Raw genomic sequence first — 19226 nt, 5'->3', positions numbered from 1 at the left:
TCATCCCATCTCCTTGTATGTCTTAACCAAAACGACCTGTAATATAATCTTCTGTGCGTTTATCAGATGGCATTGAGAAGATTTTATCTGTTTCTGCGTACTCTACCACTTCTCCATTTAAGAAAAATGCTGTTTTATCTGAAATACGTGCCGCTTGCTGCATATTATGGGTAACAATAATAATGCTGAAGTCTTTCTTTAATTCTTGTACTAACTCTTCTACTTTTAATGTTGAAATTGGATCAAGCGCAGAGGTAGGCTCATCCATTAAAATAACGTCAGGTTCAATTGCCAAGCATCGCGCAATACAGATACGCTGCTGTTGTCCACCTGACAACCCATTTGCATTTTGATTCAAACGATCTTTAACTTCGTCCCAAATAGCTGCTCCTCGTAAACTTTTTTCAACAATTTCATCTAGTTTTTTCTTGTTGCGAACACCATGAATTCTTGGACCGTACGCAATATTATCATAAATAGATTTCGGGAACGGATTTGGCTTTTGGAAAACCATTCCTACTTGCGTGCGCAGCTCTTCCACGTGGTACGATTTATCAAAAATATTTTTCCCTCTATACTCAATCTCACCTGATGTACGGACAATTGGAGTCATTTCTACCATACGATTTAACGTTTTAATATATGTTGATTTTCCGCAGCCTGATGGACCGATGATCGCGGTAACTTCGTTAGCATGAATGTCTAAATCAATATTTTTTAAGGCATGTGTGTTGCCATACCATAAATTTAAACCTTTTGTTTTATATACAATTTCTTTTGTTTGCGGAGTATTTACTTTTTCTTTGTTAGTCAATTCCATTGTTATTGCCATTGGATAATCCTCCTTCATCGTCTTCAACCGTTTTGAGCACAATAAAAGTCTCTCTATGTCTATTTAATGTCTATTGTTTACTATCACTGTAAATAAATACGAGAAGCAGAAACGCTTCCCCTTATTTTGATCATTTCTATTAACCCTTACACTTACAGAATAATAGCCGACTATTAATTGTGTTTTAACTCAATGTAAAGCTTTTGTAAACAAAGGTCTATCTGCGTGTTTTTTAGGTAAAAAACTAGTTCTTACGACCCTTAAATTCAATAAAAAACCATATATGTAAAGATTTCTAACAAAAAGAAGAGGTAGAGACATTACTAAATTAATTCAATCTAAAGATGGATGGATTGGATAAATAATCCAGTATGAATTACTTCCGATACCGCTGTTGATTTTCGTTCCACGGGCGGCCGGTGAGTCTCCTCGTCGCTTCGCTTTTCCTGCAGAAGTCTTCACCTTGCCCTCCAATCAACCGCTAAAAGCACCTACATACACGAAATCTACTTTCATCCTATAAATAAAAGATCCGAACAAAGTTGATTCTTAATCAACTTTGTTCGGATCTTACTTCAACTAATATGCTTTTGTCCCAGCCTCTTTAATTGGCGTCGTTTGCAATGACAGCCTGTTGGTTCTCTTCTTGATCTTTTACTTCTTGTTCACCTTTTTTCTTTAAATCAAAATACGTATCGAGCGCAGAACGAGCAAGCTCTTTTGTAATGGTATTTGGTGCACTTGGCACAAATGCCGATGGTACCACCACAGCTACTGCAATTTCAGGATTATTTGCCGGAGCAAAGGCCACAAAGTTTGAATTATTAACTTTAATAGGGTCCCCTCCCCTAGGGTTTTTCTCATAGGCTTGTGCCGTTCCTGATTTACCAGCAGGATTATAGTTCGCTGTATGGAAAGCTGCATACCCTGTACCGCCTTGTTCTTGCGTAACGCGCTTAAAACCACTTTGAACATCTTTAATGTATTCTTCTTTCATCGTAATACGATTTAACACATCAGGTTCAAATGAATGCTGCGTACCGCCAATTTCATCGGTTTTAATCGTTGGTTTTCGGATTTCTTTTACTAGCTGCGGCTTAATACGATACCCTCCATTAGCTATTGCAGAAGTATATTGAACAAGCTGCAGCGGCGTGTACGTATCATACTGACCAATTCCTAAATCAAGCGCCGTACCTGGAACATCGCTTCCACCTTGGACACCTGTTGATTCGTTATCAAGGTCTATGCCTGTTGATACGCCTAAGCCGAACTGACTGTAGTAAGAACGCAGTTCGCTGAATGTATCAGGTTTAATCGGTAAAGTCATGTTTTTATGATACTGTAACCCAGCCATAGCCATTACCGTTTTAAACATAAATACGTTGGATGAATATTTTAACGCAGATGAATACGTTAAGGGTCCTAACCCTTCGGCCTCAGCTGATTTTTTAACCGGTGTTCCTTTAATTTTTAACGGTTCATCAACGAACACTGTGTTTGGCTTAATAGCTCCTGAATCTAAGCCGGCTAAAACCGTTGCTCCTTTTACAACAGAGCCCATTGTATAAGATGTTGAAATATTTCCTAATGCAAAATCTTCTATTTTAGGCGCTCCAGTCTTCTTATCAATGGTGTATTTTTTACCTGCCATTGTTAAAATTTCTCCTGTGTGAGGATCCATCATAATAACAAAAGCACGGTCTAAAAATTGCGTTCCTTTCATTTGCTTTTTGGCTAAAAGCTGGTCCGTAATTTGCTTTTCTACCGCTTTTTGAAGCTCCATATCAATAGTTAAAACCAAATCACTGCCGCGTTCACCTTTAGACACTTGAATTGTATCAAGGAGATTTCCTTTTTTATCTGTTACATATTGGACTTTTTCTTTTTGACCGCTGAGCTGAGCTTCGTATTGCTTCTCTAAATAGCTCGTCCCAACTTGGTCATTTCGGCTATAGCCTCTTGACAAGTAATACTGTACTTTATCTTTAGGCAGTCCTTCGTTGGCAGATGATACATTTCCAAGCAAAGTACGAAGAGTACTGTTTTCTGGGTATGAGCGATCCCAATACGTTGTTGTATCAACACCTGGAAGTTCATCTAAGTGTTCACTTACAACGGCATACTCTTCATTTGTCACACCGCTCTTAACAATTTGCGGGGTGTTAGAGTAACCTGCCTCCATTTGGCGCTTAATAGCGAGAACTTCTAAATCACTCTTTAGACTTTCTAAATCTTTTCTAGAGATGCGGTCTAACTGACGTTGATACAGTTCGTCATCAGTCATTTCACCATCTTGAACTTTTTTGCGATCAGCTTGCGTAATTTTCTGTTCCGCTTCTTTAGGGTGAATCATAATCCAATAATCCTTCATATCGCGTTCTGTAATTTTTACCACATTTTTAGCATCTTTATTCTTTTTATTTTCCGGAATATCAATCACATTTGTGGTGTAAGGAACATCGATCATAGTGGCTAACTTTTTAGCGATGCGCAGCCTTTCTTCAGCTGTATTTCCTTGAAAACGAGTATATGTAATCGTATTTAAAGAGGTATTATCTACAATTACGCGGTTATAACGATCGTACATTTTCCCTCGAGGAACAGGCGTACTGACCGTAACGTCCTGTGTTTTTTCCACTTCTCGTTCGTAATTCTCACCGTATACAATTTGAACAAGTCCCAACCGCAAAATTAATACGGAAAATAGGGCAAATACGGTCAAGAAAAGTAAGTTCACACGAAAAGGCACGTGACTTTTTCTTCTTTTTTTCTTTTTCATACCAACACCTACACTTTATAAAACATATATACCATAACACCATAAAATCAGCCATTTAGCAAATAAATAGACACCTGGCAGGTGCCTATTTACACAACGTATTTATTCTAAAAGAAAAGCGAAGCATTTTCCATAGTACAAATGAAGGAGCTGACAACACTCTAAGCTGGAGACTCTCCGTCTCCTTCATTTAATACCGGAGGAGTAACAGTCGTTTCTTTTTTGTGCAGAGGCTGTGAGATATGTCTCACACAAAAATAAATGATCGTATGCCCTGCTCCAACAATAGCTAATAAAATGGGAATACTTTTTGCTTCATCAAAAAATAGTACAGCTATTAAAAATAAAGATATAGAAACGACGCGCCCGATATTCAGAAATACTTCTCTGACAACAATGTATTCAATTCTTTTTGAAACAACGTCTTTTGCTCGTCCAATCACATCGTACGTTAGAGAAATGAATGGAACCAATAAAATAGGATAGGCAATGGCAATACAAACAGCATATATAATTAACTTTGGATACGATAAGTTAAAGATAAGCAAAAAGACTGCTCCATAGAGAAGGAGGCCCCCTGTGAAGATAAACCGAAGGCGATTTTTTTGCTTAATAAACCTTGAGGCAACATAGTATCCCACAAATGCAACCGCTGAATTTACCAGTCCATATGTTCCTAAAGCTAATTCACTTCCCGTCGTAATAAATACCATGACGGATACAACAAAAATGAACGTACCTTCACGCAACCCTTGAAAGAAATGAGCCTGCAATATTCGATTCCAGTCTTTATTGACTTTTCGTTCAGCCCATACCTCTTTAAATTTGTATACTCCTTCCGCTGCGCGTCTTGTAATAAAAAAACTAAGCACAACGGCACCTATAAACAATAGCAGCGATACACCAAACACAATTTTATACCCGAGTGATTCATACAAAGCGGAAATAACAAAGCCCGCTCCTAAAGGACCAATCATCCCTGCAAAAGAGTTTAAGATCCCTAAAAATCCGTTAAAAAAGTCTCTTGTATCCGGTTCTGTAATTTCAAAAGTTAGCACATTAAAAGCTAGCCAATAAAAGCCGTATCCTATACCCAGCAGCCCACCAAGCAATACTAAATACTCGGCTGCGTTAGCTCCACTGACTAATACAGCGATATAAAAAACAGCTAAAAAAGATACACCTAACCTTAAAACCACAACCCGGTCAATTCGTTTGGCCCATTTACCTGCTAAAATAAACGTAAGCGGCTGAAGCACCACTACCGCTAAATTATAAATAGCGAGATCCGAAAATTCGCCTGATTGTTTCCACAGATAAATGTTAACAAACGAATTGGAAATTGAAATAGCCAAGGCATAAAGACCGCCTATAATTAAAAGCAAAAGTAAATCTTTACTAACTTCTACATCTCCAACTACTTTTTTTAATAAAGGCATATCAAAAAACTCCTTTTCTCTTCTACACCTAGTGTGTGAAAAAGAAAAGGAGATATGTAAAAGAATTGGAAAACAAAAAAGCCAGTAAAGGTAATAATTACTTTACTGGCTCTTAAATACGTCTTTAGCTTATTTTGCAGCGTCGTAACGCTTAGCAACTTCGTCCCATTTTACAACATTAAAGAATGCTGAAATGTAATCTGGACGGCGGTTTTGGTAATTTAAGTAGTAAGCGTGCTCCCAAACGTCTAGACCAAGAATTGGCGTTTTACCTTCCATTAATGGGCTATCTTGGTTTGGTGTGCTTGTTACTTCTAATTCGCCGTTGTTTACAACTAACCAAGCCCAGCCAGAACCGAAGCGAGTTTTAGCTGCATTTGCAAATTCTTCTTTAAATTGATCAAAGCTGCCGAATTTGCTAGCGATAGCGTCTGCTAATTCACCAGTTGGAGCACCGCCGCCGTTAGGGCAAAGGATTGTCCAAAATAATGAGTGGTTCGCATGACCGCCACCGTTATTGCGTACTGCTGTACGGATATCTTCAGGAACAGCATCTAAGTTTGAAATTAACTCTTCAATACTTTTGCTTTCTAAATCCGCTTTGCCTTCAACAGCAGCGTTTAGATTTGTAACATATGTGTTGTGATGTTTTGTGTGATGAATATTCATTGTTTCTTTGTCGATATGTGGTTCCAGTGCATCGTATGCATAAGGTAGTTCTGGTAATTTGTAAGCCATGAATAATTCCTCCTTCAAAATATGTAAGCATTTTGGCGCGAAAGCACCATATACGTTTAGATTAGCAAATTTACCCTACTGTTTCAAATAAAAAGTTCCTAATCCATGATTTATATTTACCTAATTCCCATTCGCTATTCTTTTAAACATAAAAAAAGCTTCTTTTTCTCAAAAGAAGCTTTGAATAGACAATAGTATGGCGGAGGAAGAGGGATTCGAACCCCCGCGGGCTTTAACACCCCTGTCGGTTTTCAAGACCGATCCCTTCAGCCGGACTTGGGTATTCCTCCAACCTTATAAATGGTGGACCCTGCAGGACTCGAACCTGCGACCGGACGGTTATGAGCCGTCTGCTCTAACCAGCTGAGCTAAGGGTCCACATGGCTCCACAGGTAGGACTCGAACCTACGACCGATCGGTTAACAGCCGATAGCTCTACCACTGAGCTACTGTGGAACAATATGAATTATGTAAGTCACAAACGTAAATTGGAAAATAGCGGCGGAGGGGATCGAACCCCCGACCTCACGGGTATGAACCGTACGCTCTAGCCAGCTGAGCTACACCGCCATGGCTCCACAGGTAGGACTCGAACCTACGACCGATCGGTTAACAGCCGATAGCTCTACCACTGAGCTACTGTGGAACAATATAACATTTACTAGCGACATTAAAAATTTAACATGTTTCTAGTCTAAAGTCAATATATTATTTTAAAACAGCGTATAAAAAATAGGCAATCATCAGCAGTTGAATAAATCCTTTTGAAATAGCGCCACTAAAAAAGCCAATAACCGAACCTACTCCAATTTTTACTGCGTTGCTAATTGTGGTCCGATGAACAATCAGTTCTCCTACAATCGCTCCGATAAACGGCCCTAAAATAATTCCAAATCCCGGAATGACAAACGGACCTACAAGCAGCCCAACTGTACTTCCCCAAACACCTGCTTTAGTGCCTCCGAATTTTTTCACACCAATAATATTAGCTATATAGTCTGCTAAAAAAAGTGCGACAACTAACAATCCTTGTATCACCCAAAATAACCAGCTATAGGAGCTAAAATCATAAAATAAACCGTATATAACAAATCCTAGAGCTACAAATAGCACGCTCGGGATGATGGGATAAACCAACCCAACAAACGATACAACAAAGCTAACGATAATTAATGCCCAACATAAAATAGCCATGCCCGCACCTATCCTTTTTATTATTACTATTTATCATACAATAACCACTCCTATAAAGAAAGACCTTGCACGACGAGTACTTCCTTTATTTTACTTTCGAATACCTCTTCAAATAATAATTTTCGAGTGTACCTCTGCAATATTAACAGCACGGTCCTCAAGGTGCCCGTAATATCAAAAAAAAACAATGACGGCAAAACCTGTACATATACGCATAAAATGTGCTTGTAACATAACGCTCCACCGCATCATCGTAATTGGTAACGGTTTCTAAAATCTATTGTAAACCTTAAATTTTCGCTATAAAATAAGGTATAATAAGAATCTTCAATAAGAGGAGGCTTTACAATGAGCATGCTGAAAAAGATGGCATGGAGTTTTATTTCCTTCAAAAAAATAAGGTCGCTTCGCTTTGAGCATACGAATAAAACAATTGGCTTTGTGCTGTTTCTAACATTTATTTCTTTGCTGCCTACATTTTTCTTTATGACTTTGACGATTGTAAACGGCTATCATATCGCTACTACAGATCTTCCGAAATCTGTTTCTTCTTTTTCTATTTCAAACTCACAGCTTACGTCAAGTCAACCTTTCACAAAAAAAGTAAACGGTACCGCTTTTATCTTAAACCCCTCACAGTCTATTGAACGATTTCATTCCCCTGCTCATGCCATTGGTTTTTTAAAGGATGGAATTTACATCACGACTAATTCACAAACACAAACGTATTCATATGAGTTGCTAAACTGGCATCATAAAGATAAAAATGAACTGTTAAACTTGCTGCACGAACAAAAATTTTCTTTATACATACTTGTCCCTATCGCTATGCTTTTACTGTACGTATTAACATCTGGACTAAACTTCCTTTCTATTACCTGCCTTGCTTATCTTGGAAAGCTGATTGCACTCATTGCTAAAAAGCAGCTTCCTTTCAAGCAGCTATGGGCACTGAGCGCTTATAGTACGGTAGCCTTCACGCTGCTTTATACGCTTTTTGAAGCTTTTTCTTTGTCTCTAGCACTACATAGCTCTCTTTACTGGATAGGAACATTCTTCATTTACTTGTTGCTCGTCACAAGGGTTCCTATAAGAAGAAAGGTAAAACCTAATAAAGATGCTGGGACAAACGTATTTTAGTTGAAGGAGAATCCAAACGAGGAATCTAGATTCTTGATAGAGAATCCACCTCTTTTGGATTTTTTTATTGATATGGTGAACGCAGGTTTCATGTATGCGGCTGCTTCTAGCTGGTGATTGGAGTGATTTAGTTAAGTCTCAGCCTCTTTATTTCGGTACAACTTTTTTTCTTCCCATTGCACAAGGAAGAATTTTCAACTGATACAAAACCCACAAACCTCCTGCTGTGAGCAGAATAAAGCTATAAACAAACATCAGCCTTTCAGCATGCATCCACACTTCAAAAACAACAGGTCCCAACGCTACTCCTAAAAATCTCACCGTTCCATAAATGGATACAATAAACCCTCTTTCTTCGTCTGAAGCCGCTGAAGTAATCATCATATTAATACACGGAAGAACAAATCCTAAGCCGCCAAAGGCGACTGTCAAACAAAACATCAGAACAGGAAGCGTATAAATAATCGTTAATACTCCAAACATCAGGAATAAAAGAGTTATTCCTACTATCATTAATTTTTTCATGAACTCTACATCTGTTTTGATGCGTTGACCGGTCCAATAAGAAACGAGCGTCATCGCACCAAGAGGAAATAAAAAAGCGGTTCCTTTAAAAAAACCGTCTATATGATACGTTTCCTCTATTAGAAAAGATAAATAATATAAAATACCAAATAATAAAAACAACCCCAATCCCCCGACAAAGAATAAAGGAAAAAGCGATTTTCTTTTATTATAGACAATCCCATTGGCTCTCTTTAAATATTCTTGAACAGATACTGAATCCGAACCTGTTTTCCCTTCTCTCACATACAGTACTATACCTACTAAAGCAGCACCTGCAGCTAAAGGATAGACAAAAAACGCGGCATACCATACAGCGAGTGCTACCGATGCTCCAATTATCGGCGCAACCACTTTTCCAACTCCGTTATACACTTCTAAAATCCCGAGGACTTTTGCTCTTTTTTCCCCTGTAAATACATCTCCAGTTAATGCCATTGCCAACGTTGTAGTACCTGCAGCTCCAATCCCTTGAATGACTCTGCCTGCCATCAACACAGCAAAGCTTCCAGAAGAGAATGAAGCACTAATAGCAGCGATGACACTACCTATTATCATCATGACGAGTGAATATATGATTAACTTTTTACGCCCATACCGGTCTGATAAAATCCCTACGGCAGGGATACACAATGCAGCTGGAATCGAAAATGCACTCAGTATCAAACTGGTTTGAACTCCGCTTAAGTGAAGTGACTTTTGAATGCTTGGCAGCAGAGGAATGAGCATGGAATTTCCCAGCACCATGATTAAAGGCAATAAGCCTAATGAAACAATCATTAATTTTTCTTTCAATTTTCGTTCTCCAATCATATTTAAGTAAGACAAGCATAGGCTTTACACATAAGCAAAAGAATGAAGGAGGAGCATAATGAAAAAGCTATGTGCATTAGCCGCTTTCGCTTTTATCGGATATATTTGTCACTACGACATTAAATACGGGACCATTCCCACTGCTACTGAAGCAGTTCAAGTCAGCAAAGCGCAGCCTGCAGAAACAAAAGCCGCCAGCTCTTCTTCCACCTATACAAAAATAAAAATTAAGCCAGGCGATACAGTTTTGTCCATCATTGAGGAGCTTACAAAAAAATCGATACCGGTTTCTATGAACCAAATGATTACAGACTTCAAAAAGTTAAATAACGGTACAGCGCCTGAGGATATTCAAATTGGAAAAACGTATAAGTTCCCTATTTACAAGTAATGACAGCATTCTTCTTGTCAAGATGGGATAGTCATTGTTAAAATAGCTAAGGTAGCACTTTCTACTAGTTATTTTGTTCATAAAGAGTTATTCTATTAATGAATTCAAATTCTTGATTTCATTTTGAAGGAGAGATTATCACGTGAGTGAAATTATACATCGTACAAAAACACGCCCGGTTAAAGTTGGAGATTTAACAATCGGAGGCAGCAACGAGTTAGTTATTCAAAGTATGACAACCACTAAGACACATGATGTTGAAGCAACGGTTGCAGAAATTAAACGTTTAGAAGAAGCAGGATGCCAAGTTGTTCGTGTTGCTTGTCCAGACGAGCGCGCAGCAGATGCAATCCCTGAAATTAAAAAACGCATTAACATTCCATTAGTTGTGGATATTCATTTTGACTACCGCTTAGCATTAAAAGCAATTGAAGGCGGAGCGGATAAAATCCGTATCAACCCTGGTAATATCGGTCGCCGTGAAAAAGTGGAAGCTGTTGTAAATGCTGCAAAAGCTAAAAATATTCCAATTCGCATTGGAGTTAACGCTGGTTCACTTGAAAAACGTATTTTAGATAAATACGGCTATCCGACAGCAGATGGCATGGTAGAAAGTGCACTTCATCACATTAAAATTTTAGAAGACCTTGATTTCCATGACATCATCGTTTCAATGAAAGCATCGGATGTTAACTTGGCAATTGAAGCTTATGAAAAAGCTGCTCAAGCATTTGACTACCCTCTTCACTTAGGAATTACAGAATCGGGTACATTATTTGCGGGAACTGTAAAAAGTGCAGCAGGTCTTGGCGCTATTTTATCTAAAGGAATCGGAAATACATTACGTATTTCTTTAAGTGCGGATCCTGTAGAAGAAGTAAAAGTTGCGCGCGAATTGCTAAAATCATTCGGTTTAGCTTCCAATGCCGCAACGCTTATTTCTTGCCCAACTTGCGGACGTATTGAAATTGATTTAATTAGCATTGCTAATGAAGTTGAAGAGTATATTTCAACTGTAAAAGCACCGATTAAAGTAGCGGTACTTGGCTGCGCTGTAAATGGTCCTGGTGAAGCTCGTGAAGCTGATATCGGGATTGCGGGAGCGCGCGGTGAAGGTCTACTATTCCGCAAAGGCGAAATCGTACGCAAAGTTCCTGAAGAAACAATGGTTGAGGAACTAAAAAAAGAAATTGATAAAATTGCTGCTGAATATCACGCAAAGCAAGAAGCTGAAAAAGCTGCAGCTAAATCATAACTAAAAAAAGCGAGGCGCATATGCGCCTCGCTTTTTTTTTATGAAAAGAACGGTAATATAAACGTACCGACAATAATCGATACAACTCCGATCCCTATTGCCCATGCTCCTAGCGTAAGTGCTCCTTTTCTGCGTGCGATAAACCCTAGAATAATCCCAGCGGCACCAAGAATAATTGGTAAAAAGAATAGTGAAAGAATCGAAAGCACGAATGCGAAACGACCGTATCCCGTTCCTTCTCCTCGCCCAGCGACTTCATGATTGCGATTGCGATCAATATCTATAACTTCACGCTCTGCATGAGGCTCTCCTACTCGGTAAGGAACGCCCACTTCAGCTGCAGTTTCTTCCATGAAATCAGCTTCATATACATCTTTTCTACGCCTTTGTTCTTCATTCTCCATGCTTAATCCCTCGCTTTCGTAAATAAGGAGCATTTATAGTATCTGAATGCGAGAAAAAATTATAAGTGTCAATCTTATACAGCCGCTCACTCTCTTACAAGAAATAGGTATAGACGCAATATCACCAGGCTATGCAGTGATCATTACGCTTTGCCAAAGGCGTATAAAAAGTATTACTGTTTCTCTTTGGGCTTTATGTTACACTAGACAAGAATAGTCAAGCACCTAAGTAGAATAAACGTATTAAAGGAGTGCACGTAGTTGACGAAAAAGTTTGGAATTGACATTGATGGAACTGTTACTTCTCCTGAAACTTTTGTTCCTCATTTAAATAAAGCCTTTAACTTAAATTTAACACTTGAAGACATTACAGAATATGATTTCAGCCCTTTTGTAAATGTATCACCTGCAGAACTCGGGAAATGGTTTAAAGCAAATGAACGCTCTATTTACGAAACCTCTCCACTTGCAGACGATGCAAAAGCTGTTTTGCAAAAATGGCATCAAAAGCACGAATTATTCTTTATTAGTGCAAGGCACGATAAGCTATTGGACGTCACGGAAGAATGGTTTCAAAAAAATGAACTATCGTTTCATCACATTGAGTTAGTCGGTTCTCATTTTAAAGTTGAGACAGCAAAACGATATGATGTTGATATCTTTTTTGAAGACAAACATGATAATGCTTGTGAAATCAGTGAAGAATGCAATATCCCCGTTATCTTATTTGATACTCCTTATAATCGCTTACCTGTTCCAAAAGGAGTGGTTCGCGTATACAATTGGCTAGAAGCAGATCAGTGGGTAGCCAGCTGGTTAAAAGAACAGCAAAAATAAAAAAGAGAGGTGCATAACGCCCTCTCTTTTTTATTGATTACATTCTATACATTGACCGTAAATTTCAAATTTATGGCCTGTAATATTGTACCCTCGCAAATCCTCGTCTACATACTCCATCGGACAAGCTTCAATTTCTTTTGTTTTTCCACAATCTAAACAAATGAAGTGGTGATGATGATAGGCGGTCGCACATTTAAATCGAAAGTGCTTTTCGCTCGAAAGCTCCGTCATTTCAAGTACGCCTAACTCCACAAACAATGATAAATTACGGTAAATTGTATCAAAACTCAGACCGGGATAATCAGGCTTCATATATTCCAATACATCTTTTGCCGTTAAGTACTTATTTGATTTTGAAAACAAGGCAAGCATTTCTTCACGCTTTCCTGTATGTTTATATCCTTGATCTTTTAATAAATGAATGGCTTCAGTTAAATTCATTTTTGTTTCCCCTTCCGTCCTTTATTAATCATAATAGATATGATTAAAATAACAACAGCAATGACAACAATTGTACCGCCTGGTGCTAAATCCAAGTAGTACGCTGAAAATAATCCGCCTAAAACAGATATTTCACCAAAAATCACCGAAAGCAGAATCGTTTGTTTAAAGCCTCTAGCTAAGCGAATGCTTGCTGCTACAGGAAGAGTCATAAGAGATGACACTAATAAGATACCGACGATACGCATCGATACAGCAATGACAAGAGCAACCATCACAATAAATAAAAAGTGCATCCACTTCGATTTAATCCCAGAAGCAGAAGCGTGCTCTTCGTCAAAAGATAAAATAAACAATTCTTTATATAAGAAAAAAACAATAGCTATAACAAATACGGCTATGACAATAACTGTCCAAAGATCCGAACGACTCACCGCACTTACGCTTCCAAACAAATAGTTCATTAAATCATTATTAAAACCGTCCGCTAGCGAGATACAAATTGCACTAATACCAATTCCGCCCGATAAAATAATCGGAATGGCCAGCTCTTGATAATGTTTGTAGACGCTTCGAAGTTTTTCAATAAAAAGAGCGCCTGTAACGGAAGATACCATCCCTAAATAGACGGGGTTCACTCCTTGCATAAACCCTATTTTCTGACTAAGAAGCAAGCTCGCAGAAATCCCCGCTAGCGTCACGTGACTTAACGCGTCTGCAATTAAAGAAAGACGTCTTACTACGATGAACGTGCCCAATAAAGGAGCTAAGACGCCAATAATCATACCGGTTAAAAATGCATTTCGTAAAAACTCAAATTGAAATAAACTGCTTATCATACGTGCTGCCCTCCATGATGATGATCATGGGTTAACACATGAACATTATGACCATAAAACATAGATACGTCATGTTCACAAAGCTGTTCGAATTCTTTGGCATTCCCATGAAAGTGTAGAAATTTATTTAAACAAGCAACGTGGGTTACTTTTTCTGAGACAGTGCCAATATCGTGAGTAACAAGCACAAGCGTAATTCCTTTTTCTTTATTTAACTTTTCAAGAAGCTCATAAAAAGTGTACACATTTTGTGCATCCACTCCGACTGTTGGCTCATCTAAAATTAACAGCTCGGGTTCGCTGACAAGCGCGCGCGCAATAAAAATTCGCTGCTGCTGGCCACCAGATAGTTCTCCTATGTTTCGATTTAAAAATTCGCTCATCCCCACTGCTTCTACCGCTTCTTTCACTTTTTGTTTATGAGAAGCATTCATAAAGCGAAACAAACCTAATTTTGAAGTAAGACCCGTGGAAACCACTTCAAAAACGGTAGCAGGAAAGCCGCTGTTGAAACTATTGGCTTTTTGCGATACATATCCAATTTTACTTCGTTCTTTAAACCTTCTCTGATCTTTTCCAAATAAACGAATTGCACCTTGAGATGGTTTTTGCAAACCAAGCAAACATTTGATTAGCGTTGATTTCCCAGACCCATTTGGCCCAACGAGACCCAAAAAAGCTCCTTTTGGAATTGAAAAACTTATATCTTCTAATACATTCACTCCATCATATTGAAATGATAAATGATCGATTTCAATGATATCAGGTGTATTCATATGCGCCTCACCATTCTTTTTTTATATTTCTCCATACAAAAGAGGGCACGGTTTCTATCGTATACTCCGTTACCCATTTACTTTCTCAGAATCATTACGATTTAGTCATTAATGTAGTATACAGGATTGTCTTTTATTTGTAAACTAAGCCGTTTCACTCCTTCGCTTTCTTGCCTCCGTAAGTTCATCCGGCTCGAAATGTTGTTTTATTACACAATATAGTCACATCTTTCTTTTTTATTCATAAACTGTATATGACGAGGAGGTAATCATATGAAAATTGTACAGCAGATTGTCAATAAGAAAGTAAACAACATTACCCCGAAAGAGCTTTTAAAGTATAGCAAACAATACAACATCCCCATTACAGATCAGCAGGCACACACACTTGTATCCGTCATTAGACAGCAGCCCGTAAATATTTATAACCTTGAAGAGCGCCGAAATTTAATCAAACAAATTGCTCAAGTAACAGATCGTGAAACTGCCAGACGAGTGAACGAATTATTTCAGCAGTTAATGTAAAAGAAGAGGTCATGTCTATAGACATGACCTCTTCTTTTACATATGAAATTACATAAGCTTTTGTTTTAGCTCTGAATCAAAGCTTTGTGCACGAATCATATCAATTTCCAACTGATATGGCGCTTTTTTATTTTTCTTATCTTCTCCTACATAAGGAGTTTCTAGAATTTTAGGAACTTCTTTAAACGCTGGGTGATGAACAATATAATTCAGTGCACCAAATCCGATTTCACCAAATCCAATGTTTTCATGGCGGTCTTTTCGAGCACCGCGTACATTTTTACTATCATTGATGTGAAGCACTTTAATTCGCTGTATTCCTACGGTTTTGTCAAATTCATTTAATACACCATCAAAGTCTTGAACGATATCATAACCAGCGTCATGAACGTGACATGTGTCAAAACAAACAGAGAGCTTTTCATTGTGCGTCACGCCATCAATAATCTGGGCAATTTCTTCAAATCTTCTTCCACACTCTGTTCCTTTTCCAGCCATTGTCTCAAGCGCAATTTGAACTTCTTGATCAGCTGTCAACACTTCGTTTAGACCTTTGATAATTTGTTGAATACCGGCATCTGCTCCAGCGCCGACATGAGCTCCTGGGTGAAGAACAATTTGCTTTGCGCCAAGAGCATGGGTGCGCTGAATTTCAGACGTTAAGAAATCTACTCCAAGCTCAAATGTTTCGGGCTTTGTTGTATTTCCTAGATTAATGATATAGGGAGCATGTACAACAATATCTGTCATTCCATACTCTTTCATATGCAAAAGACCAGCTTCAATATTAAGCTCTTCAATCTTTTTGCGACGAGTATTTTGTGGAGCGCCTGTATAGATCATAAACGTATTTGCTCCGTAAGAAGCTGCCTCTTCACTTGCTCCTAAAAGCATCTTTTTGCCGCTCATTGATACATGAGAACCAATTTTCAACATTCCTTTTTACACCTCTAACCTATTGCGATTAACGATTGTTGCGTCTTTCACTACGCTTTTTCTTTTGCACATACTTTGTAATTTCACGAGCACGTTTTTTCTTGTAGCCAGGCTTTACTTTCTTCGGCTTTTGAATAAAGCGATGTGCCTCTTCTCCCACTTCATCCGCTTTCTTCACACGCTTTTTACGGCGGTTACGGTCATCGATGGAAACCCATTCTTGCTTTTGAAGATCTTTGTTTACAAACTCGATTCCCATTTTCTCTAGCTTATTTACTGCATCTTCATCTTCCACATCGAAGATTGTAGCAGCAATTCCAGAATGACCGGCACGAGCTGTACGTCCTACGCGGTGAATGTAGAAATCTAGATCTGAAGGAAGCTCAAAGTTAATGACGTGTGAAATTCCTTCAATATCAATACCGCGAGCTGCTAAATCTGTCGCTACTACGTATTGAAATTCTAAATTATTAATTTGCTTCATCATTTTCTTACGGTCACGAGGAGATAAGTCTCCGTGAATTCTTCCTACTTTTAATCCTTTAGACAGTAGGTCATCTGCTACTTCGTCCGCCATTTTCTTTGTATTTGTAAAGACGATAGCTAAATAAGGATTATAAGAAATAAGCATATCATGCAGTAGCTTAAACTTGTTACGATGACGCAGTGGAACTAATACATGCTCTAATTTAGCTGCTGCTGCTTGCTTCGGCGAAACATGCGTAAATTTTGGATTTTCCATATATTTTTTTAAGAATGGCTTTAATTTTTCAGGAATAGTTGCTGAAAAAACAAGCATCTGTAATTTTTCAGGCATATTGCTTGCCAAACGGTCCACATCTTCTAAAAATCCCATATCAAGCATTAAATCAGCTTCGTCTACTACTAACGCCTTTGTTGTATACACAACTAACGCTTTTTCATTTACTAAATCAAACAAACGAGCCGGTGTTCCTACAACAACTTGAGGCTGCTTCTTTAATTTATCGATTGTACGCTGCTTATCTGTACCTCCGATAAAACATTTTGCTGAAATTTCTTCTCCTTCAGCACTGTGTTTTGTTAGCTTTAATACTTCTTGATAAATTTGAGAAGCAAGCTCACGAGTTGGAGCGGTGATTACAACTTGTACTTCTTCTTTTTTAGGGTCTACCTTTTCAAGTAAAGGTAATAAATAAGCGTGTGTTTTGCCGGTCCCTGTTTGCGACTGACCAATTACACTTTCCCCTTTTAAAACAGAAGGAATTAAGCGCTCCTGAATCTCTGTAGGCTGATAAAAACCTAATTGTTTAATTGCTTCTATTAAAAATGGTTGAAACTCAAAACGTTCAAAGTTTGTTTTTTCCATAATAGTCTCCTTTTTTACATTCACGTTCATCTTTTAAGGCACAATATATGATTATAATCGATTTTTCCTTCTGTGACTACTTCTCATTCATATTACTAAAACTTATTACCTGTTTCAAAAACATTTTATCGCGAGTTGCATACGATAGTAAAAGAAAATCTACTTTACTAAAGGAGGTGCGTCCTTTGCTACAGCGAAGACCACCATTTCCACCCGGTATGCAAAGAAGAATGATGCCAGGAATGCCACCACAAAACGGCTTTGGGCAACAACCTGGTAACTTTGGCCAATTTAATCCATTACAGCAGTTTCGTAACTTTGCCCAGCAAACAAATGCTCAACAATCATTTTACCCGAATCAGCAAGGCCTGAACCGTGGAGGAGGTAACTTCTTAACTCGCCTATTCCGAAGAGGCGGAAATAGAAACATACCATTTCAACAGGCGGCTGCAGCTGCTCCTCGAGGTTCTTTGTTTTCTGGCCTTTCAGGAGCCCAAGGTGCTGCAGGAGCGACTAACTCTTCTTCCCTGCTTGGAGGTTTGCAAGGATTAGCGAACCCTGCTAACTTGAGCTCCATGATGGGAAATGTTCAGCGAGTACTAAAAGCAGCGGAAACGATGGGACCTATGATTCAACAATACGGACCTCTTGTCAAAAATGCTCCTTCTCTGTGGAAAATCTATCAGGCCTTGCGCTCAAGTGATAACACAGATGAAGTACTCGAAGCAGAAGGAACAGAGGTTTCTGAAACTGATGAAAGTAAAGATAGTAAGGTTTTATCAGCAGGCGCAGAAAGCACGGATTCATCCGATGATGAGCTGGATTTCTTTGAAGAAGAAATTGAACATTCATCCAGAGATCGGGTGTCTAAACCAAAACTTTATATTTGATAAATCTGCTGATTCCTTAAGGAAATACAGTGAGCAAAAAAAGAATATCTTTGTATTCTTCCTTCCTCTTTTATATAATAGAAGCGAGTTGAATTGCTCGTCAGGATTATGATGAGGAGGAAAGTGAAATGAAAGTTATTAAAATTGCACCGCGCGGCTATTGTTATGGTGTAGTAGACGCAATGGTCATTGCACGAAACGCCGCTTTAGATAAATCATTGCCCCGACCAATCTATATCTTAGGGATGATTGTTCATAATAAACACGTTACAGATGCGTTTGAAGAGGACGGCATTATCACACTGGACGGTGCTAATCGCCTGGAAATCTTAGACCAAATAAATGAAGGAACCGTTATTTTTACTGCGCACGGAGTATCTCCAGAAGTAAAAGAACGAGCAAAAGAAAAAGGGTTAACAACAATCGATGCTACATGTCCGGATGTTACAAAAACCCATGACCTTATTCGCCAAAAAGAAAAAGAAGGTTATGACGTTATTTATATCGGAAAACGAAATCATCCTGAGCCAGAAGGTGCACTTGGTATCGCGCCAGATATCGTTCATTTAATTGAAAAAGCAGAAGACGTAGCCCATTTAAATATTCAACGTGAGAAAATCATTGTAACAAACCAGACAACAATGAGTCAGTGGGACGTTGCAGAAGTAATGGAAAAGGTAAAAGAAAAATATCCCCACGCTGAAGTTCACAAGGAAATTTGTTTAGCTACACAAGTTCGCCAAGAAGCTGTAGCCGAGCAAGCAGGTGAAGCAGATGTTACAATTGTTGTAGGAGATCCTAAAAGTAACAATTCAAACCGTTTAGCTCAAGTATCAATGGAGATTGCCGGCACTGAGGCATATCGTATCGGTGACATCTCAGAGCTGCAGGTTGAATGGTTGATGAATGCGAAAACGGTAGCTGTTACGGCAGGCGCATCTACCCCTACTCCAATTACAAAAGAGGTCATCAATTTTCTAGATCAGTTCGATCCAGAAGATGAAACAACGTGGACACGTGAAAAAAGCGTGCCTCTTTCAAAGATTTTACCAAAAGTTCGAACAAAAAAATCGTCTTAA

At 38.5% G+C, this 19226-nt stretch carries 20 protein-coding genes and 5 tRNA genes; 7 read left to right on the top strand and 18 right to left on the bottom strand.

The genetic code is table 11. The annotated features are described in order from the left end of the window. Positions 1–22 precede the first annotated feature (22 nt). The 11 genes from pstB to AC0C45_RS01995 form a co-directional block, all read right to left on the bottom strand. Positions 23–820 carry a phosphate ABC transporter ATP-binding protein PstB gene (pstB, locus tag AC0C45_RS02045; protein ID WP_370506071.1) on the bottom strand — a complete coding sequence of 266 codons (798 nt, stop codon included), beginning with the start codon at positions 818–820 and terminating at the stop codon, positions 23–25. A 345-nt stretch (positions 821–1165) separates the two neighbouring features. Then, complete coding sequence (locus AC0C45_RS02040) at positions 1166–1294, bottom strand: hypothetical protein (protein WP_016765572.1); 129 nt, start codon at positions 1292–1294, stop codon at positions 1166–1168. A gap of 142 nt (positions 1295–1436) precedes the next feature. After that, a complete protein-coding gene (locus AC0C45_RS02035; RefSeq protein ID WP_257061261.1) occupies positions 1437–3614 on the bottom strand; it encodes a peptidoglycan D,D-transpeptidase FtsI family protein in 2178 nt (725 codons plus the stop codon). Between the two features lie 161 nt (positions 3615–3775). Next, positions 3776–5053 (bottom strand): MFS transporter, encoded by a 1278-nt coding sequence (locus tag AC0C45_RS02030; protein WP_013059197.1) that lies wholly within the window; start codon positions 5051–5053, stop codon positions 3776–3778. A gap of 129 nt (positions 5054–5182) precedes the next feature. After that, a complete protein-coding gene (sodA, locus tag AC0C45_RS02025) occupies positions 5183–5791 on the bottom strand; it encodes a superoxide dismutase SodA (RefSeq protein WP_013059198.1) in 609 nt (202 codons plus the stop codon). Positions 5792–5988: 197 nt separating this feature from the next. Beyond that, a tRNA-Ser gene (locus tag AC0C45_RS02020) sits at positions 5989–6081 on the bottom strand. 11 nt (positions 6082–6092) lie between these two features. Beyond that, a tRNA-Ile gene (locus tag AC0C45_RS02015) sits at positions 6093–6169 on the bottom strand. Positions 6170–6172: 3 nt separating this feature from the next. Then, positions 6173–6247, bottom strand: a tRNA-Asn gene (locus AC0C45_RS02010). A 40-nt stretch (positions 6248–6287) separates the two neighbouring features. Next, positions 6288–6361: transfer RNA gene (locus AC0C45_RS02005), tRNA-Met, on the bottom strand. A 1-nt stretch (position 6362) separates the two neighbouring features. Beyond that, a tRNA-Asn gene (locus AC0C45_RS02000) sits at positions 6363–6437 on the bottom strand. 62 nt (positions 6438–6499) lie between these two features. Then, positions 6500–6985, bottom strand: coding sequence for a DUF456 domain-containing protein (locus AC0C45_RS01995; protein WP_237892960.1), 486 nt, complete (start codon positions 6983–6985; stop codon positions 6500–6502). Positions 6986–7333: 348 nt separating this feature from the next. Here AC0C45_RS01995 and AC0C45_RS01990 point away from each other — a divergent pair, with 348 nt between their 5' ends. Further along, positions 7334–8125 (top strand): DUF1189 domain-containing protein, encoded by a 792-nt coding sequence (locus tag AC0C45_RS01990; RefSeq protein ID WP_034648900.1) that lies wholly within the window; start codon positions 7334–7336, stop codon positions 8123–8125. Positions 8126–8272: 147 nt separating this feature from the next. Here AC0C45_RS01990 and AC0C45_RS01985 read toward each other — a convergent pair whose 3' ends face one another. Continuing rightward, on the bottom strand, positions 8273–9484 hold the full coding sequence (locus AC0C45_RS01985; RefSeq protein WP_472927889.1) for an MFS transporter: 1212 nt from the start codon (positions 9482–9484) through the stop codon (positions 8273–8275). A 76-nt stretch (positions 9485–9560) separates the two neighbouring features. Here AC0C45_RS01985 and AC0C45_RS01980 point away from each other — a divergent pair, with 76 nt between their 5' ends. Together AC0C45_RS01980 and ispG are read left to right on the top strand one after the other, a co-directional pair. Further along, entirely contained in the window at positions 9561–9893 is a 333-nt protein-coding gene (locus tag AC0C45_RS01980; RefSeq protein ID WP_034648895.1) for a hypothetical protein, read from the top strand. A gap of 151 nt (positions 9894–10044) precedes the next feature. After that, positions 10045–11148: a flavodoxin-dependent (E)-4-hydroxy-3-methylbut-2-enyl-diphosphate synthase gene (gene ispG / locus AC0C45_RS01975; protein ID WP_201763664.1), complete on the top strand. Its 1104-nt coding sequence runs from the start codon at positions 10045–10047 to the stop codon at positions 11146–11148. A gap of 38 nt (positions 11149–11186) precedes the next feature. On the opposite strand, the gene AC0C45_RS01970 is transcribed toward ispG, so the two are convergent. Next, on the bottom strand, positions 11187–11552 hold the full coding sequence (locus AC0C45_RS01970) for a DUF4190 domain-containing protein (RefSeq protein ID WP_472927888.1): 366 nt from the start codon (positions 11550–11552) through the stop codon (positions 11187–11189). Positions 11553–11813: 261 nt separating this feature from the next. Here AC0C45_RS01970 and AC0C45_RS01965 point away from each other — a divergent pair, with 261 nt between their 5' ends. Next, positions 11814–12389: a 5' nucleotidase, NT5C type gene (locus tag AC0C45_RS01965; protein ID WP_013085038.1), complete on the top strand. Its 576-nt coding sequence runs from the start codon at positions 11814–11816 to the stop codon at positions 12387–12389. Between the two features lie 30 nt (positions 12390–12419). On the opposite strand, the gene AC0C45_RS01960 is transcribed toward AC0C45_RS01965, so the two are convergent. The 3 genes from AC0C45_RS01960 to AC0C45_RS01950 are packed head-to-tail and all read right to left on the bottom strand — an operon-like array spanning position 12420 to position 14448. Beyond that, the gene (locus tag AC0C45_RS01960) at positions 12420–12833 is read right to left on the bottom strand and encodes a Fur family transcriptional regulator (RefSeq protein WP_047932606.1); all 414 of its coding nucleotides are present in this window, start codon (positions 12831–12833) and stop codon (positions 12420–12422) included. After that, the gene (locus AC0C45_RS01955) at positions 12830–13672 is read right to left on the bottom strand and encodes a metal ABC transporter permease (RefSeq protein WP_047932605.1); all 843 of its coding nucleotides are present in this window, start codon (positions 13670–13672) and stop codon (positions 12830–12832) included. Before AC0C45_RS01955 ends, AC0C45_RS01960 begins: the two co-directional genes overlap by 4 nt. After that, positions 13669–14448 (bottom strand): metal ABC transporter ATP-binding protein, encoded by a 780-nt coding sequence (locus tag AC0C45_RS01950; protein ID WP_013059209.1) that lies wholly within the window; start codon positions 14446–14448, stop codon positions 13669–13671. The genes AC0C45_RS01955 and AC0C45_RS01950 overlap by 4 nt, the downstream gene beginning before the upstream one ends. A 273-nt stretch (positions 14449–14721) precedes the next feature. Here AC0C45_RS01950 and AC0C45_RS01945 point away from each other — a divergent pair, with 273 nt between their 5' ends. Then, positions 14722–14973 carry a DUF2624 domain-containing protein gene (locus AC0C45_RS01945; protein ID WP_013059210.1) on the top strand — a complete coding sequence of 84 codons (252 nt, stop codon included), beginning with the start codon at positions 14722–14724 and terminating at the stop codon, positions 14971–14973. 48 nt (positions 14974–15021) lie between these two features. Here the strand turns inward: AC0C45_RS01945 and AC0C45_RS01940 are convergent, their stop codons facing one another. Then, positions 15022–15909 (bottom strand): deoxyribonuclease IV, encoded by an 888-nt coding sequence (locus AC0C45_RS01940; RefSeq protein ID WP_171776611.1) that lies wholly within the window; start codon positions 15907–15909, stop codon positions 15022–15024. Between the two features lie 28 nt (positions 15910–15937). After that, positions 15938–17257: a DEAD/DEAH box helicase gene (locus tag AC0C45_RS01935; RefSeq protein WP_013059212.1), complete on the bottom strand. Its 1320-nt coding sequence runs from the start codon at positions 17255–17257 to the stop codon at positions 15938–15940. 185 nt (positions 17258–17442) lie between these two features. On the opposite strand from AC0C45_RS01935, the gene AC0C45_RS01930 reads away from it, so the two are divergent. Both AC0C45_RS01930 and AC0C45_RS01925 read left to right on the top strand, forming a co-directional pair. Next, complete coding sequence (locus AC0C45_RS01930; RefSeq protein ID WP_328252747.1) at positions 17443–18147, top strand: YqfQ family protein; 705 nt, start codon at positions 17443–17445, stop codon at positions 18145–18147. A gap of 128 nt (positions 18148–18275) precedes the next feature. Beyond that, positions 18276–19226 (top strand): 4-hydroxy-3-methylbut-2-enyl diphosphate reductase, encoded by a 951-nt coding sequence (locus AC0C45_RS01925; protein ID WP_016765582.1) that lies wholly within the window; start codon positions 18276–18278, stop codon positions 19224–19226.

The organism is Priestia sp. VA7, assembly GCF_055710015.1.
Note: the sequence above shows the minus strand (reverse complement) of the source record. Positions and strands in the feature narration are given on the sequence as shown.